The following is a 16,625-nucleotide window of genomic DNA, read 5'->3' as shown; positions in this document are numbered from 1 at the left end:
CGACGAGGGAGGCCGAAACGAGCAAGCGGTGGTGAGCAGACGATTCTTGCGAGACCGCCCAAAGCCTCCTCAAGATTGGCCATCCAGGCTCGTCCGCTGTTGGACAGCGCTTAGTGATTGTGCCTTGACAACAAATGACAAATTCCGTGCCTCTGACTCGTAGAATCGGGACGGATTGCGCGGTAAAAACCTTCAGGGGTTGAACTGGCCTCGCATCGCGGCCTACCAATCTAAGCAGTCCTGATGCACCGCAGGCCGCGCCTCTAAAAACAATCATCGAGGAGGGCAGCCTATGGCGGACTTGCAAGACGCGCTGCAAGCCATACCAGGCAGACAGGCGTATCACCTCACCGTGCCGGGCGCAGATAGCGCGGTGGTGCTGTCGGTCGTGTCGTTCACCGCGACCGAAAAAATGGGCGCACCCAATGAGGTGCGTGTCATGTTGACCCATCCGTTGCAGCTTGCGCGTGCTGACTACCTGAACCGCGACGCGTCGCTTTCAATCGAGGCAGACGACGGGACCATACGCAGGTTCTCCGGGTTCATCGCGCGCTTTTCGAGGTTGCAAATCACGAAGGATTTCGTCGCGTACGAAATCGTGCTCAGATCGCATATCGCGCGGCTTGAGGCCGTCACGCGCAACAGGATTTTCCAGCACGGCACGGCGCCGGACATCCTGAAGGCCATCGCGCAGGGTCACGGCATGCGGCCCGAGCAGATGTCGTTTCGCTTGCGCAGGCAGTATCCCCAGCACGCGTTCCGCATGCAGTACGGAATGTCGGACGCGGCCTACGCCCATATGCTGATGGAAAAGGCGGGTATCTACAGCTATATCGTCGAAACGGAATACGGCGACCAGACGGTCTATGGCGACGACATCGACCACTATATCTACGACCCACAATTGATCGTGCCGTACCGCGAGGCAGCCGGACTTGAAGCGGGCGGCATCGAGGCGGTCACGTCGATCAGTACGCATACCTCGACAGTGCCGAGGTCGTTCATGGTCGCGGACTACAACCCGGATGCGGCTTGGGAGCGCTTCAGGGACGAAGCCAACATCGCGCCGCAGGACGACACGACCTATGGCCAGGCCTATGTCTATGGCACGCACCATCTTGACCAGGCGGGCGCGCAGTGGGAGGCACAACTTCGCCACGAAGCGGCCATCGCCCGCCAGGTTGTCTACGAAGGCGAGAGCAACGTGCTTGCGTTGCAGTGCGGCCGTGTGCTGGAAACCGATGCGGTCCTGGTCGATGCGCCAAAGGGCATGGTCATCATCGAGATTACGCACAGCGGCGCGCGTGACAAGGCTTATTCCAACACCTTCAGGGCGATTCCTGCCGACCGGCGCTTCAGGCTTGAACTGAAGCCGCAGACGTGGGCCAAAGTGAGCGGCACCCTGTCGGGGCGAATTTGCAGTCCGGACAGCTACACCTATTCGTACATCAACGCAGACGGGCGCTATATCGTTCGTTTCGATTCAGACTTCGAGACGTGGCCCAATGGCGGCGAGAGCGTACCGCTACGCCTGGCAAAACCGTTCGCGGGCAAGGGGCGAACCGGCATGCACTTCCCCGCGCTGGACGATGCCGAAGCGGTGATTACCTGCCGTGATGGCGATCCCGATAAGCCCGAAATCAGCGCGTTCCACCACCATAGCCAGGCGCGCGACCTGGTGACGAGCGACCGGCGCTGGCTCTCGCGCAACATGATCCGCACGCAGAAGAATAACAAGCTGCGTTTCGAAGACTGGTCGGGCCAGGAAGGGGCCAAGCTGAGCACGGAACATTCGGGCAAGTCGCAGCTGAATCTCGGCTACCTGGTCAATAACAAGCTGGAATACAGGGGCGAAGGCTATGAGCTTCGCACTTCGGGTTACGGCGTGAACCGCGCGGGCAAGGGAATGATGGTCACGACCTATGACCGTCCTGGCGCGACCGGCCAGCAACTGGACATGCAGGAAACCATCGCGCAGCTTGAAAGTGCGCTGGTGATCGCGAAGGCGCTGGCCGTTTCCGCCGCGAGCGCGAAGGCCGAGCCCGCAGACACAGACGCCCAGCAGCAGATGAAAAACGACCTGGACGGCCTGAAGAAGCCGGGCCTGCTGATGAGCACGCCTGCATCGGCGGCACTCGTCGCTGGTGGCGGCGTCCAGTTCTCGGCGCGGGAAAACATCAACGCTGTGGCCGGCAAGAACGCTGACTGGAGTGTGCTGAGACGCTGGACGGTAGCGGCAGGCGAGAAGATTTCGCTATTCGCGCAGAAACTTGGCATCAAGATTTTCGCCGTGAAAGGCCCCGTTGATATTCAGGCGCAAGGCGGCCCGATGTCGTTCATTTCCGACAAGGACGTTAATCTGGCCAGTGTCAACGGCAAGGTCAATCTTGCAGCTGCCAAGGAAATCATCCTCGAATGCGGCGGCGCCTTCATCCACATGAAGGACGGCAGCATCACGCTTGGCGGTCCGTTCGACCTGTTCTTCAAGACCATTACGATCCAGAAACAGGGCAAGGCATCACAGGGACCGGACCTCCCGGTTTTGCCGTCCGGCAAGGTGGGCGATCTGCCGCACTTCTTCGAAATCAGTCATCACTATGAGGACCTTGAGCCGGTCAGGAATGCGCCCTACAAGTTGCATCTGCGCAATGGCACCACACTGTCCGGCACGCTCGATGACAAGGGCTTTGCGCGCCTCGATGGCGTACCGCCCGGTAAGGGGACTGTCGAGTTGAGCGAGGACGCACGGCAGTGGACGGGCGAGCCGACGCACCCCAACACCGTTTGCGGCGTAGCCGCCGATGCGCAGTCCGGTATCAACCTCGTGAGGAAGTTCCTTTCATGATCGCAAGGGTATTGCCCATCACCCAGGTGGAGCCAGACCTGAAGGACGCAGTACGTATGTCCGTGGCGGAAATCGAACGGTTTCTCGCCATGTTTTATCCCATCGACGTGATTCGCCAGCAGCAGTCCGCGCTGGCGATTGCCGGACAGTGGCTCTCACGTGTGAAGGGATTTCACGACGATGACGACTTCCTGTATCTGGTGCGCGATTTCCTGTCGTGGATACTCAGTGGCGGCGAGCGTTCGTTGGCTTCTGACCAGCTCGCTTTCTTCTTCTCGGGATTCATGCCGAGCTACGGAACCGCGCGCACGTTCCTTGGCATTGTGAATGACGGTGGAAACTGGCTGGATGTGCGAGCGTTCATGCACAGCCAGGCATACGGCAATGCGAAACGTTACGTCGAATCGTTCGACTGGTCGGGAGGCGGGAAGAAAGCACAGGCCGAAGCCAAGGCATGGCTGGGCGTGCTGAAGGAGGAAGATCGGAAGCTGCAGGCAGCGGCGCTCGGGGGCACGGTCATGCTGGCACAGGCACTTCCCGCGCCCGATGCGCCGATCACCGACGTCCCGGCGAATGATCCATTCTTTCCGAAACCACCGCCGTCGCTGAGGGTCGTGCCGCCGGTCGAGGCGCCCACCGTCGGCGAGAGCATTGGCGAGGCTGTCGGTAGTCGTCTCGCGCCGTACTTGCTTCGACTCGGAGGGATGGTGCTGTTCACGATTGCTATCGTGGTGATGCCATCCAATGCCTTTGAGCACTACACCGAAGATGAGGATTTGCGGAAATGGCAGGCGGGATATGCGCGCAAGAAGCAAATTGCGATTCCCGCTCCGGAGGTCAAGACTGAAGTCAAAGCCGATACCTTGACCAACGAATGCAAGCTGCAGATCGAGAACAACCAAAAGAACGGCGCGAAGTGCGAGAACGATGGCTATACCCTGATGGAGAAGTCGCTAGGCTACAAGCGGCTTGTTGATCCGCCAAGGGGTCGAGGTCTCGACGGTCTGTTCGAGAAGCAATGGGACATGAGCGCACCCAACCCTATGCCGCAGATCGTGAGCGAGCCGCCGCCAGGGGGCAAGCTCGTGTTCATTCCCGACACGATGAAGCCGCCGACACTCAAGTACAAGGCGCTCAACCCGGAGGCGACAAGTCCGGTAGCGTATCCGCTGTTCGTGGTGTTTGAGGCCAAGCACATATCGAAAGGTTTCGATCCTGACGATACCGACAGTATCAACAAGGAGGCGAAGCGTCGTCTCGGGGAAACGTGCGATGGCACGCAGATGAGTGAACCGTGGACTGAAGAACGGATTCCCAAGGCACTTGATCGAAGCGTACGGGCCGGCGGTATGACCGTAGATGAAAAGGTCAAAAAGCAAAAGGCTATTCAAACTTCTCGTTATGCCCGCTGGATTTTTATCTGCCTACCCGGCGCAACTGGGTCCTCTTCCAAGCTGTTTGTACTGATTGACATAGTGGCATCTGGAATGCAGCTGGAAAATGCGTCGAAACCGGCTCCGTCACAGCCTGCCGAGAATACTTTCTAGGAGTTCGGAACGTGGATTTCAATAAAAGTCGGCGGCAAAAATTTCTCGGCGAAAAGGAATTTCTTCAAGCCAAGCGAGGATTTGAATACGGTATTGAGCTTTCGTATGAATCGCTTTCGTCCGAAAAGGTCAAGGCTCCAGGAGCCGAGTCAAGTCATCGCTGGTCGATCGCGTCCGATAGCCTTCAACTTCTTCTTCTCAACTACACCGCAGGTAGTCCCATCGAAGAACTGAAGTTGCAGTTCCCAGAAGTCATCCGGCGTTTCGATGTCTATATTGTCAATGAGGTATCGCCTCGCAGCAAGAACCCGCCCGAGAACGTTGCTGATACGCTGGAAATTACCCAGTTTGACGCTTACGTTTATGTTCTCTGGCTGCTAGCACTTTGCAGGCTACTAGACCACTTGGAATTGGTTCCGACGGTGATGCGCTGGGTGGACAAAACCCGCGAGTTCAACCGGGGGCGTGATGGCCTGTTTGAGAACGTGGTCATGATGCTTACAGGTACGCGCCTCGAAACACCGCGCGTGTTGCTCCATCCAGAACCCTATCGCCCGCTTGCTCGCGCGACAGTCTCGCCGCCCGAAGAGCGGGCCGCTTTCGTCAAGGAATTTGTCGAGAGTTGGTACAAGGGCATGACATCGACCTACTGGCACGGCGCGCATACGGACGGCCTGTACTTCGGTTACTGGTGTCTGGAAGCCGCGCTGGTGACGGTGCTGTGGGACATTGACGACAGCAGCTATCGCGACAATCTAGTGTATCCAAAGGATCTTGTGGATTTTGCGCGCCAGCAGCAGGCCGCAGCCCGGGGCGCCGACACGCCGAAACCACACATCTCGCGTCGAACCGGCGAGCGCTGCCCGCACGCAGGCCGCTGGGGCGTGCTCGAATCGCCGGGCGCGTTCGTGCAGGAGCGCATGTTCAAGGAGGGCGACGTGTTCCCCGAAGGCATTGGTCGCGACCGTATCGAAGGACCGGTCACATGGATCGTGATGTCCCGCGAGGATGGCGGACCAACCCGCGAAGCGTGAACGAATGATTGAGAGAAAATCACGGCACCCGGACGCGATGCCGTTTTTCGTTGCACCGCCAGCTTGGGTTCTCGTTCACGATGCCGCGCGCTTCGCGCAGCCAGGGCAGGCGTATCACGTCATGGCCGCCGCGCAAACCGACGGCAGCCTGTTTCGGGACCCGATCATGGTTGTGGCCGACAACTCAACTTGTGACGGGGTCGGACTGTTTGACCCGGAGTTCGGACAGTGGCACGTTGTTACCCCTCCTGAGTGTTGAGCTCATCGGATGATACGGTTACCCGCAACCGCCCAACACCGCAGCACCCTTATCCGCATACGCCTGCAGCAGATGATGGGCAATAGCGAACGGCTTCGGCGCCGACAGCCCGCTCGCGCTCGTACCCGCGAGCATCGCCGCGACCTCTGAGCGCGAAAACCAGCGGGCGTCTTCGAGTTCCTCTGTATCGACCACGATCTCGGTATCGCTCGCCTGCGCAAAGCAGCCGATCATCAGCGACGAAGGGAATGGCCACGGCTGTGACGCGAAATAGACAACCTGTGCGCACCTCACGCGAGCCTCCTCCATGACTTCGCGCCGCACGGCGTCTTCCGTGGTTTCCCCCGGTTCGACGAACCCGGCAAGCGCCGAATACATCCCCGGGGCGAAATGGCGCTGGCGCCCAAGTAAGCATCGTTCACCGTCAATGACGAGCATGATCACGACCGGGTCCACCCGCGGGAAGTGGCGTGCGCCGCAAACATCGCAGATGCGTTGCCAGCCGGCCGCCGCGATGCGGCTCGGCGAGCCGCAGTTCGCGCAGTAGGAGTGGCGGCGCTGCCAGTCGAGCATCGACTTCGCCTGACCGAGCATTCCCAGTGTCGCAGTGCCAACAAGACCCTGCAGCGCGATAGAGCGAAGCTCGACGCGCTCGTGGAGCGTGTCTCCCGACGGATCGTCCGCGGCGGGGTTGAGCGTGAAGCCGAGCGCAAAGCGTCCGCTGCCGTCGCTTTCCTCGCCGAGAAACACGCTGTGAAGCGGCTCGCCGAAGGTCGCCGTTTCACTCGCGATGTACCACGGGTCATGCTCGGTGCCTCGCTTGAACACGGGAGCGTCTCCGTCGAAGACGAGAAATCGCGTAGCCGGGTTGTTGCGTAGCGCTTCGATGAAGGCGTGATCGTCGCGTCTTTCGGAGCGGCGCTCGAGCGTATTGTGGTTAAAACCGATGGACGTGGAAGAGGTGGTCATCGTCAACAGGAAATATGGGCCATATGTTCGGGAAGTATGGCACGGTGTTCCGCTTGATGTATCGGACCACGATCCGGAAAGCCGTCGTTGGCTCATTGACCGAGGGAACCGCCCATGGCCGGTTTGGCTAGAATGAAGCTTGTGCAGATTTTTCTTGGCACGCGATACCGAAGTCATGATCGCCTCATACGGCGAACCCAGCGGCACGTCGCTTGCGACCGCATGCAAGACCGTCACCCCCGAACCTATCCCTGTCGCCATGGCCAAGCCCTCACGGTCCTCCACCCTCAAGCATTCGGTTGATCTTCCCGAGTCGTCCACTTTTGTGCCGCGCGGTTTCGTCCAGGTTCGCGGCGCGCGGGAGCACAACCTGAAGAACGTCGACGTCGACATTCCCCGCGATGCGTTGGTGGTGTTCACCGGCGTGTCCGGTTCCGGCAAGTCGTCGCTTGCGTTCGGCACGCTGTACGCGGAAGCGCAGCGGCGTTATTTCGAGTCGGTCGCGCCCTACGCGCGGCGGCTGATCGAGCAGGTCGGCGCACCCGACGTCGATGCGATCGAAGGCTTGCCGCCCGCGGTCGCCTTGCAGCAGCAGCGCGGCACGCCGAGCGCGCGTTCGTCGGTGGGTAGCGTGACGACGCTGTCGAGCCTCGTCCGCATGATGTATTCGCGGACCGGCAGCTATCCGTCGAAGCAGCCAATGCTGTATGCGGAGGACTTCTCGCCGAACACGGTACAGGGCGCCTGCCCGACTTGCCACGGGCTCGGCCGCGTCTATAGCGTGACCGAACGCTCGCTGGTTCCCGACGATTCGCTCACGATCCGCGAGCGCGCGATCGCCGCATGGCCGCCCGCATGGCACGGCCAGAATCTGCGCGATATCCTTGTCACGCTCGGTTACGACGTCGACACGCCGTGGCGCGATCTGCCGAAGAAAGACCGCGACTGGATTCTGTTTACCGACGAACAGCCCACGGTGCCGGTCTACGCGGGCTTCACGCCGAAGGAGACACGCGCCGCCCTCAGACGCAAGGCAGAGCCCAGCTATCAGGGCACGTTCACCGGCGCGCGCCGGTACGTGTTGCATACTTTCGCCAATACGCAGAGCGCGTTGATGAAGAAACGCGTGTCACAGTTCATGCTCGGCAGTGAATGCCCGTCGTGCCACGGCAAGCGGCTGAAGGCGGAAGCGCTCTCGGTGACGTTCGCCGGTATGGATATCGGCGAGCTCTCGCAGCTACCCATCGCACGGCTGGCTGCCTTGCTCGAACCCGTCTCGCGCGGCCAGTGGCCGTCTTCCAGCACGTCCGCTGATGGCGAAGTTATGGACAAGGCCAGCCGGCGCGAAGCGGTCGCGCGCCGTGTCGCGGCCGGCGGACAGGCTCACCAGGCTGCCCCTGACGTGCGCCGTACGCCCAACCTGTCCGACGAGAAGCGCGTGGCCGCGCAGCGGCTTGCGATCGAACTGCTCGAACGTCTGAAAACCCTGATCGACCTCGGCCTCGGCTATCTTGCGCTGGACCGCGCGACGCCGACTCTGTCCTCCGGGGAGCTGCAGCGGCTGCGGCTCGCCACACAGCTGTCGTCGCAGCTGTTCGGCGTTGTCTACGTGCTCGACGAGCCGTCTGCCGGACTGCATCCCGCGGATGGCGATGCGTTGCTGGAAGCATTGCAGCGCCTGAAGGACGCGGGCAATTCGCTGTTCGTGGTCGAGCACGACATTAGCGTGATGCAGCGCGCCGACTGGCTCGTCGACGTAGGCCCGGATGCCGGCGAGGCAGGCGGACGTGTGATCTACAGCGGACCACCCGCAGGCCTTGCGGATGTCGAAAGCTCGCGCACACGCCGCTACCTGTTTGCGCAGGGCGAGTCAGACGCTCAGGGGAGCGAGGCCGCGCCCCGTCCGCGCCGCGAGCCCCGCGGCTGGCTGCGGCTCGAAGGCGTGACGCGCAACAATCTGCACAAGCTTGCGGCGGATTTTCCACTGGGTTGCATGACCGCGGTGACGGGCATCTCGGGATCCGGCAAGTCCAGCCTGGTGAGCCAGGCGCTGACGGAACTCGTGGCGGAACATCTCGGACGCGTACTCGATCTTGCCGAAGACGACGAAGTCGATCCGCTCTTTGCGGCCCCGCCTGTCACGACCGACGGCCGGATCACAGCCGGCATGGACAGGATCAAGCGCCTCGTGCGCGTCGACCAGAAGCCGATTGGCCGTACGCCGCGCTCGAATCTCGCGACCTATTGTGGCTTGTTCGACACCGTGCGCAAGCTGTTTGCCGCCACTCCCGCTGCACGCAAGCGTCGCTACAGCGCCGGCCGGTTCTCGTTCAACGTCGCGCAAGGACGCTGCCCGACGTGCGAGGGCGAAGGCTTCGTGATGGTCGAACTGCTGTTCTTGCCAAGCGTCTACGCGCCTTGTTCGACGTGCCATGGCAGCCGCTACAACCCGCAGACGCTCGAGATCCGCTGGCGCGATCGCAACATCGCTGAAGTGCTGGCGATGACCGTGGACACCGCATGCGACTTCTTCGTCGACGAAGCGCAGGTGATGCGCTCGCTGACCGTGCTTCGCGACATCGGCCTGGGCTATCTGCGGCTGGGACAGCCGGCCACCGAGCTATCCGGAGGCGAGGCGCAACGCATCAAGCTTGCGACCGAGCTGCAGCGTGCGCAACGTGGCGATACGCTGTACATCCTCGACGAGCCGACTACGGGTCTACATCCCGTCGACACCGATCGTCTGATGGTGCATCTGCATGGCCTTGTCGATGCTGGCAATACCGTGGTGCTGGTCGAGCACGACATGCGCGTCGCGGCGCAAAGCGACTGGATCCTCGATGTGGGTCCAGGGGCTGGAGAGGAGGGTGGCCGGATCGTTGTGAGCGGCGAGCCTGAGACAGTGGCGCTCGCCGAGGACAGTCGTACCGCGAGCTATCTGCGCGCCGTATTCGACGTCAGGTCGAAGAGGCCGCCACTCAAGAAATCGAATACCGGTTCTGCGGACCGCTGACGTACCGCTTCCGGGCGATCTCCAGAAGCTTTTCCCGAAACTGGTCGAACGCCCCGAGTATCGACCGCTCGTCGGAGCCCGCACCCGGCTGCAAATTCCTGATCACCGCGTCATCCACCAGGAAGGTGATTTCGCGCGAATTGTCGTATCCCCAGAAACACACACAATGCCTCGCGGCATCGTAGCTCCGGCTGGGATTGGGGAATTCAAGTGCCACGATCAGCCCTTTACGCTTGCAACTGAGTAACGCCATTTACTGGCACTCGAATCAATTGAAGCAAAACTGACGCGTCTCTGTTCCGCGCGCAGCGCATCGGCTGTTTCGAGGACAAGGGCGTGCGTCCTGCGCTCGAGAGTGTACGCACTCGAACCGCTGGTGACTGTAGAAGCTGATTTGGTCTGTACTGGCATGATGGGTCCCGAAGCACGCGGCCGCGAGACGCAGCCAGCCGTCTCCCCACTGTATACCCTTCGCGAGCCACCAGCGTCTTTTATTCCGCGGGGTCTTCGCCGACCTGCCCGCGATTCGCTTTCCCTTCCTGCTCAAAACGCCCGATTCGTATCGCAATGTATCTGGTCGCCACGGTGATACACGTCGTTGCAATCGGCCCGTTTTCCGACACAAGGCAGATACGTCGCCGGGGCTTAATGCATCAACGCCGGATGACAGACTCACGCGCCGCCGTAGATCCAAACGTAAACCGAGGAAATAAACCATCATGACCCAGCTCAAGAAAGTGCTTTACACAGGAAAAACCCATACCGCCGGTGGCCGGGACGGAGCGTCCCGCAGTTCCGACGGCCGGCTCGACGTCAAACTATCGGCGCCCGGTTCATCCGGCACCGGCACGAATCCGGAACAGCTGTTTGCGGCAGGCTGGTCTGCCTGTTTCATCGGCGCGATGCGACGCGCAGCCGCCAGCATGAAGATTGCGCTGCCGGCAGACACCGCCGTCGATGCAGAGGTGGACCTGTGTGTAAGTGACGACGCTTACTCCTTGCAGGCTCGTCTGAACGTCAGCCTGCCGGGCGTTGAGCGCGAAGTTGCCGAAGCATTGGCGAACGCGGCACACCAGATCTGCCCGTACTCCAAGGCCACACGCGGCAACATCGACGTCGTGATCAACGTGGTCTAGGTCGGCCCAGATTCGGCCAGTCGACACGGGGAAGTGGATCGCAGACAATCGCAACCAGAGGCCGGGGCCTATGACGCCTCCGGCCGGTTGCGATCCGCCTTGATCGAAAGTCAACGCGCATAAAAGCAAAAGACCGACCGATGCTCACTGCTAACGATACTTGAAATGCGCCATTTCCCCGACAACCTGGGTCTCGCTACCGATCTGTTGCTGCACGCAGAAACCGGGATCGTCGAGTCGCGGGATGACTACATCGTCGTCCGCACCCCCGATGCACCCGAATACTTTTTCGGCAATATGCTCGTCTTGCCGCAGCAACCCGCGGGAAGTGACCTGAAACGGTTGGAGCATGACTTTGCACACCTCGTCGGCAAACCGCCTTCGATTGCACACCGCACGTTTACGTGGCCGGAGAGCGTCGACAGCGTCGTCACCCTCGACGCATTCATCGAGCAAGGCTATGACGCGACGGTCTGTCGTGTGCTGGCGGCGCATCCTGATGACCTGCGTCCGGTCGCGACAAGCGCGCTGGTTGAAGTGCGCCCGTTTGCCGTCCAGCAGGATTGGGACGATTGGTCCCGAATGCAACTCGCCGACATGCCCAATCCCGAGGAGATCACTTCGCAACGTTACATGGCGCATCAACAGACGGCCTACAAAACGCTGATCGACCGCGGTCTGGGAAACTGGTGGGGAGCTTTTATTGGTGACGAACAGGTCGGAAGTCTGGGCTTGTTCTTTCTGGACGGGATCGCGCGTTTTCAGTCAGTGATCACCGCGCCTCAGCATCGAAACCGGAATGTCTGCAAGTCCCTGATGGCCGAGGTTATCAGGCGCACCGCTGGACGTTCGCACCAGTTTGTTATTGTTGCAGATGAGGCTTACCACGCGGGCGAAATATACGAGGCAATGGGTTTTCAGCGACAAGGGCGCGTCGCCAGTTTGTGTCAGGAGCCGCGTAACATAACTGAGCGCTGAGCGCATACAGAACGGTCTAATCTCCTGAGAAATGCCCTCGGGGTTCTCACACATACGCAGGGACACATCATGTCAAGCGAGTGGACGCGCCGCGCCAAGCTGTTTATCCAGCGTTTCTGGCAACCTACCAGCGCATGTATGACCTGCATGCCGGGGAGTTGGGGCAACGTCATGAGCCTTGGGCACTGGACAATTGCATTCCACACCGGTCTGCTCACGGGTCTTCTCGCTGTGCTGCTCACGTTCACACCTGCTGCGAAGCTTTACACGAATCGGTATGGCAATGCGCTGATCGTGGGAGTCCTGACCATGTTAGGCGACGTCTACTCACACATGAGTCATTATCGTATTCCCTACCTCGAACACATCATGACGGGAGTGATTTCAGGTCTACTGACACTCGTCGCTTCATATCTCTTCGAAGACCGTGCGCGACGCATTCGGACAGCATGGGGACGTGTTTTCGGGTAGTTCGCGGCCCGACGGGTCGCCCGCAGTCTTGGCGTTGACCACTGCCGAACTCCGGTTGGCGTCTATCACCTCATCCGCAAAACGCGCTTCCTGTTAGAAACGAGAAGAGCGCGGCGGGCGTAAGGTAACCCACGAAGCACACTGCCACGATCGCCAGCCCAAGGAGTGTGGCCACGCTTGCGATCAGAGCCTTCCGAAGAGGCGGCGAGTTCATCAAAGCTCCCGTGATGATCCTTAGGCCTCCCATGCTTCTCACACCGGCTGCGCAAGCGACCTGGCGAGACGATCGACTCTTTCATCGTTGATTGGCAAGTGCAAGAGGCCCGCGACGACGCCAAGCGTGATCGCCCCATACCAAAGCAGATCGTAGGCGTGGGTCGCGTCGTACACGATGCCGCCGAGCCAGACACCGAGAAAGCTCCCCAACTGATGTCCGAAGAACACAAAGCCGAACAGCGTTGCGATATAACGCACTCCGAACACCTGCGATACGAGGCTGTTTGTCAGCGGCACCGTGCCGAGCCAGATCAGGCCCATCACGAACGAGAATGCGTAGACGCTTGCCGGCGTGAGGGGCGCGAAAAAGAACGCCGCCATCGCCGCGGACCGGATGAAGTAGATCGCCGAGAGCACGTACTTCCGGCGCATGAAGTCGCCGACATATCCGCACACGTACGTGCCGATCACGTTGGCAAGCGCGATCAGGGCTAGCGCTGCGCTCGCATTGCGTGCGCTCAGGCCTTTGTCCAGCAGATACGCCGGCATGTGCGCGGCGATGAATGCGAGCTGGAAGCCGCATGCCAGAAAGCCGAAGTTCAACAGCCAGAATCCTCGATGCGAGAGTGCTTCGCGAATCGCCGCTCTCATCGATTGCGCGGATGCCTCGCCGGGGACATGGCGCACGGGGCGATCGCGCAACCAGGCCGAGAGCGGCGCGAGCAGGACCATCACCGTGGCCAGCACGACGAGCGTCGAAACCCAGCCGATGCCGCTCATCAGGTTTTGCACGAACGGCACGGTGCAGAACTGGCCAAGGCCGCCGATCGCGCCTGTGACGCCGAGTGCCCAACTGCGATGCCCGGTGGGAAAGATCCGCGAGAGCGCGCCGTACACAGCGCCGAATGCGGAGCCCGAGAGTCCGACGCCGACCAGCACGCCGGTGCCGAGCGTATAGATGCCAGGAGTACCTGCATACGCCATGACGAGGAGGCCGAGCGCATAGACAAGCATGCCGGCGAGTATCACCCGGGCGGACCCGAAGCGGTCGGCGATCATCCCCGCGAACGGCTGCGCGATGCCCCAGAGCAGATTCTGCAGCGCTAGCGCCAGACCGAACGTTTCGCGCGACCAGCCGTGGTCGATCGTGACCGGTGTCAGGAAGAGCCCCTGCACGTGCCGCACGCCCAAAGCGGCGCCCATTACAACGCCGCCGGCAATCACTGGTTGCCAGCGGTTTCGCCAGATGTCCTGTTGTCCGCTCACGGCCGGTCCTCCGCGTAGTGTGGGTGGCGCGCTTGCTGCTCATCGCGCCTTCGCTGCCGGCGCCGCACGGCGCAGCCCCACGTGACGTTTGCGGATGTCGCGCGTCCGCACACCATGCTGGGCATTAAATGCCGGCGCGCGGCGCGCTTCAATCAATGTTTTGGACGCGTTCGCATGCATGTCATGCATGCGAGAGGGAACGCTACACGCCGGCCTGCGCCACCAGCGCCTTCTTGACCACTGCCTCCACGGCGCGGGCCTCCGACCGGATCCACTCGACGACGTCGAGCACGTCCTGACGCGGTTGTGTCTCAGCCTGATAGAGCCAATAACCGTACGTACTCGTGCGCACGGCGGCGCCCTCGGCAAGCGCGACGAGCCGACCGTCGGCGAGGAGCGGCTCGATCAGCGCGATGCGGCCCAGCGCGATGCCCTGGCCGGCAAGCGCCGCGGCGATGACCTGGTCATACTGGTTAAAGCGGAGCATTCTGACCGGCTGCGCGTGGGCGAGTCCCATTGCGGCGAGCTGATCGGACCACCGCAGGAGCGGCCTGCGCGGCCCCTCGAATTCGAGCAGCGCCTGAGGCCCCAGCAACGCGGCCTCGTCGAGCCGCACGAGCCCGAGCGAGGGATGCGCGACGGGCACGACGGCCTCCTCGAAGAGGCGCACGGCGCCCGGAGGCGCATTCGTGGCCGGGCAATAGCGGATGCCGAGATCGATCCCTTCGGCGCGCAAATCGACGTTTCTGTCGATCGCCGCCATACGCAGGTCGACATTCGGGTAACGTCGTTGGAATCCGTTGATCCGCGGGAGTAGCCAGAGGCCCGTCACGCCGATGCTGGCCGTGATCGTCACGGGCAGCCCCTCCTGAGCGTGCCCCAGGACTTCGAAGACTTCCTGCAATTGCTGGACGGCGGCATCGGCGGTGCGAAAGAGGCGTTCGCCTTCGGGCGTGAAGGAAATCGACCGGTAGCCGCGCTGGAAGAGCACGAAGCCGAGCCAATCCTCGAGCGCACGAACCTGGCGGCTCAGTGCGGACTGCGTGAGGCACAGGTCCTGTGCGGCGAGCGTGATGCTCATGCGGCGGCCGACCGCGACAAAGCCGCGAATCAGGTCGAGCGGCGCGAGTTGGACAAGCGGTACTGGCATGCATGCACCTCATGCGAAAGATGCGAGAAGGTTGGTTGAGCCGGGCGCATGAGTCAAGTGGAATGTGGATGTACACGAATTCGGGCAATCGGGAATCGACTCATCTGGAGATACGATGCAGGAGACGAAAACCACCGCACTCGAACCTGAGGCAATCGCGCTCGTTGCGGCGGACGGCTGCCCGATTCGCGGCTTCGCCTGGCGTCATGGCGAACGCCATGCTGGTGACTGCAGCGTCGTGCACGAATCCAACGCAAGCGCGCGGCCGGTGGTGATCGTCAACGCGGCGACCTCAGTGCGTTGCCGTTACTACTTTCGCTTCGCGGCATTCCTCTTCAGCCACGGTTATGACGCGATTGTCTACGACTACCGCGGCATCGGCGAGTCGCGGCCGCGGTCGCGGTCGCTACGCGGCTTTAGCGCGTCGTGGCTTGACTGGGGGCAGCTCGATTTCGAGGCGGTGTTGCAATACGCGGCGCGCGAATTTCCGGGCCAACCGGTTGACGTCGTCGCGCACAGCGTCGGCGGCGTTGTCGTCGGGCTCGCGCCGTCGAACGAGATGATCCGGCGAGTCGTCACGATGGGCGCGCAGTACGCGCATTGGCGCGACTATGCGCCGGGCCGCAAGCTCGCGATGCTGTGGCGCTGGCATGTGCTGATGCCGGTTCTCGCGATACTTGCCGGCTATGTGCCGGCCAGGCGTCTCGGCTGGATGGAGGATACGCCCAAGGGCGTAGCCTTATCGTGGAGCTGCAGCAAGGCGCGTTTCGAAGACACTTTCAGGCGCGGGGCGTTCGCCCTCGGCGAGGCAGAACGCGCGCGGCTTGTCGCACAGTTTTCGGCGGTGCGTGCGCCGATACTTGCAATTAGCGTTACCGACGACGAGTTCGGCACCGTGCCCGCAATTGAACGGCTGCTTCGCTATTTCACGGGCAGTGCGCTCACGCATCTGCGCATTGGGCCGAGGCAGATCGGGCAGCCGGCGATCGGGCATTTCGCGTTTTTTCACAGCCGCTTTGAAGACAGCCTCTGGCCGATTGCGCTCGCGTGGTTGAAGTTGGGGGCGTTGCTGGAGGGAGGGCCGGGCAGCGTCGTATTTCAGCGCGCTGGGAGTTCGACGCATTGCTAAGGGCAGGGAAGTCATTCTTGAAGGCAGATACGTCGTCGTCGAAGCGGTTCGATATCAGAATCCACCTAGCTGGCCGAATAAATATTCGGCCGATGCACCTCCATGTACTTTTCCGGATGCGCAAGCTTGTCAAACCCATACCGGCGATACAGACCGTGTGCATTCGAAGTCACAAGCACGATACGTCGAAGTCCCTGCAGCACATCCGAATCGACGACGTGCTGCATCAATAACGCCGCATAGCCGCGCGACTGGAATTCGGGCAGCACGAACACGTCACAGAGATAGCCGAACGTAACGAAGTCGGTGATGACGCGCGCGAAACCAACCTGCCGTTTGCCGAGATAGGCGCCAAAGCAAAACGAACCTTCGATTGCCCGCTCGACGGTATGCCGCGCGATGCCGATCGACCACGGCGCCTGGTCATGGAGGAATGCATGAATCATGTCGAGATCAAGTTCATGCTTGTTTGTCGAGATGTGCAGTACATCGGTGTCCACGGCTACCCCAGATTTTCTCGCGATCGATTTGCGATCGTAACGTCTAGCTCCGTCCTGTTGCAAGACGTACGTGTTTGACGCGCACCATCGCTCGCCGGCTAACAGCCGAGGG

At 61.3% G+C, this 16,625-nt stretch carries 13 protein-coding genes; 8 read left to right on the top strand and 5 right to left on the bottom strand.

What is annotated here, in order from left to right:
- Nucleotides 1-292: 292 nt before the first annotated feature.
- Genes P3T17_RS16215 through P3T17_RS16205 form a run of 3 tightly spaced genes read left to right on the top strand, consistent with a single transcriptional unit; the run spans nt 293 to nt 5,426 of the window.
- Entirely contained in the window at nt 293-2,845 is a 2,553-nt protein-coding gene (locus P3T17_RS16215; protein ID WP_429407856.1) for a type VI secretion system Vgr family protein, read from the top strand.
- Nucleotides 2,842-4,392 (top strand): hypothetical protein, encoded by a 1,551-nt coding sequence (locus P3T17_RS16210; protein WP_429407855.1) that lies wholly within the window; start codon nt 2,842-2,844, stop codon nt 4,390-4,392. Before P3T17_RS16215 ends, P3T17_RS16210 begins: the two co-directional genes overlap by 4 nt.
- Nucleotides 4,393-4,403: 11 nt before the next feature.
- The gene (locus P3T17_RS16205) at nt 4,404-5,426 is read left to right on the top strand and encodes a PoNe immunity protein domain-containing protein (protein ID WP_429407853.1); all 1,023 of its coding nucleotides are present in this window, start codon (nt 4,404-4,406) and stop codon (nt 5,424-5,426) included.
- 277 nt (nt 5,427-5,703) lie between these two features.
- On the opposite strand, the gene nudC is transcribed toward P3T17_RS16205, so the two are convergent.
- Nucleotides 5,704-6,654, bottom strand: coding sequence for an NAD(+) diphosphatase (nudC, locus tag P3T17_RS16200; RefSeq protein WP_429407852.1), 951 nt, complete (start codon nt 6,652-6,654; stop codon nt 5,704-5,706).
- 259 nt (nt 6,655-6,913) lie between these two features.
- Here nudC and P3T17_RS16195 point away from each other — a divergent pair, with 259 nt between their 5' ends.
- A complete protein-coding gene (locus P3T17_RS16195) occupies nt 6,914-9,667 on the top strand; it encodes an excinuclease ABC subunit A (protein WP_429407913.1) in 2,754 nt (917 codons plus the stop codon).
- Here P3T17_RS16195 and P3T17_RS16190 read toward each other — a convergent pair.
- Nucleotides 9,633-9,920 (bottom strand): DUF1488 domain-containing protein, encoded by a 288-nt coding sequence (locus P3T17_RS16190; RefSeq protein ID WP_074265238.1) that lies wholly within the window; start codon nt 9,918-9,920, stop codon nt 9,633-9,635. The genes P3T17_RS16195 and P3T17_RS16190 overlap by 35 nt on opposite strands.
- 466 nt (nt 9,921-10,386) lie before the next feature.
- Here P3T17_RS16190 and P3T17_RS16185 point away from each other — a divergent pair, with 466 nt between their 5' ends.
- The 3 genes from P3T17_RS16185 (at nt 10,387) to P3T17_RS16175 (ending at nt 12,252) form a co-directional block, all read left to right on the top strand.
- On the top strand, nt 10,387-10,803 hold the full coding sequence (locus P3T17_RS16185) for an organic hydroperoxide resistance protein (RefSeq protein ID WP_429407850.1): 417 nt from the start codon (nt 10,387-10,389) through the stop codon (nt 10,801-10,803).
- Between the two features lie 165 nt (nt 10,804-10,968).
- The gene (locus tag P3T17_RS16180; protein ID WP_429407848.1) at nt 10,969-11,781 is read left to right on the top strand and encodes a GNAT family N-acetyltransferase; all 813 of its coding nucleotides are present in this window, start codon (nt 10,969-10,971) and stop codon (nt 11,779-11,781) included.
- 69 nt (nt 11,782-11,850) lie between these two features.
- Nucleotides 11,851-12,252: a hypothetical protein gene (locus tag P3T17_RS16175; protein WP_074265235.1), complete on the top strand. Its 402-nt coding sequence runs from the start codon at nt 11,851-11,853 to the stop codon at nt 12,250-12,252.
- A gap of 252 nt (nt 12,253-12,504) precedes the next feature.
- On the opposite strand, the gene P3T17_RS16170 is transcribed toward P3T17_RS16175, so the two are convergent.
- Nucleotides 12,505-13,734, bottom strand: coding sequence for an MFS transporter (locus tag P3T17_RS16170; RefSeq protein WP_429407846.1), 1,230 nt, complete (start codon nt 13,732-13,734; stop codon nt 12,505-12,507).
- Between the two features lie 202 nt (nt 13,735-13,936).
- The gene (locus tag P3T17_RS16165) at nt 13,937-14,884 is read right to left on the bottom strand and encodes a LysR substrate-binding domain-containing protein (protein WP_429407845.1); all 948 of its coding nucleotides are present in this window, start codon (nt 14,882-14,884) and stop codon (nt 13,937-13,939) included.
- A gap of 115 nt (nt 14,885-14,999) precedes the next feature.
- On the opposite strand from P3T17_RS16165, the gene P3T17_RS16160 reads away from it, so the two are divergent.
- Nucleotides 15,000-16,013 carry an alpha/beta hydrolase family protein gene (locus P3T17_RS16160; RefSeq protein WP_429407843.1) on the top strand — a complete coding sequence of 338 codons (1,014 nt, stop codon included), beginning with the start codon at nt 15,000-15,002 and terminating at the stop codon, nt 16,011-16,013.
- 65 nt (nt 16,014-16,078) lie between these two features.
- Here P3T17_RS16160 and P3T17_RS16155 read toward each other — a convergent pair whose 3' ends face one another.
- Nucleotides 16,079-16,513 (bottom strand): GNAT family N-acetyltransferase, encoded by a 435-nt coding sequence (locus tag P3T17_RS16155; RefSeq protein ID WP_429407841.1) that lies wholly within the window; start codon nt 16,511-16,513, stop codon nt 16,079-16,081.
- Between the last annotated feature and the right edge of the window lie 112 nt (nt 16,514-16,625).

Source organism: Paraburkholderia sp. GAS82, assembly GCF_050436285.1.
Taxonomy (GTDB): Bacteria; Pseudomonadota; Gammaproteobacteria; order Burkholderiales; family Burkholderiaceae; genus Paraburkholderia; species Paraburkholderia phenazinium_B.
This window is presented reverse-complemented; position numbering and strand designations above follow the sequence as displayed.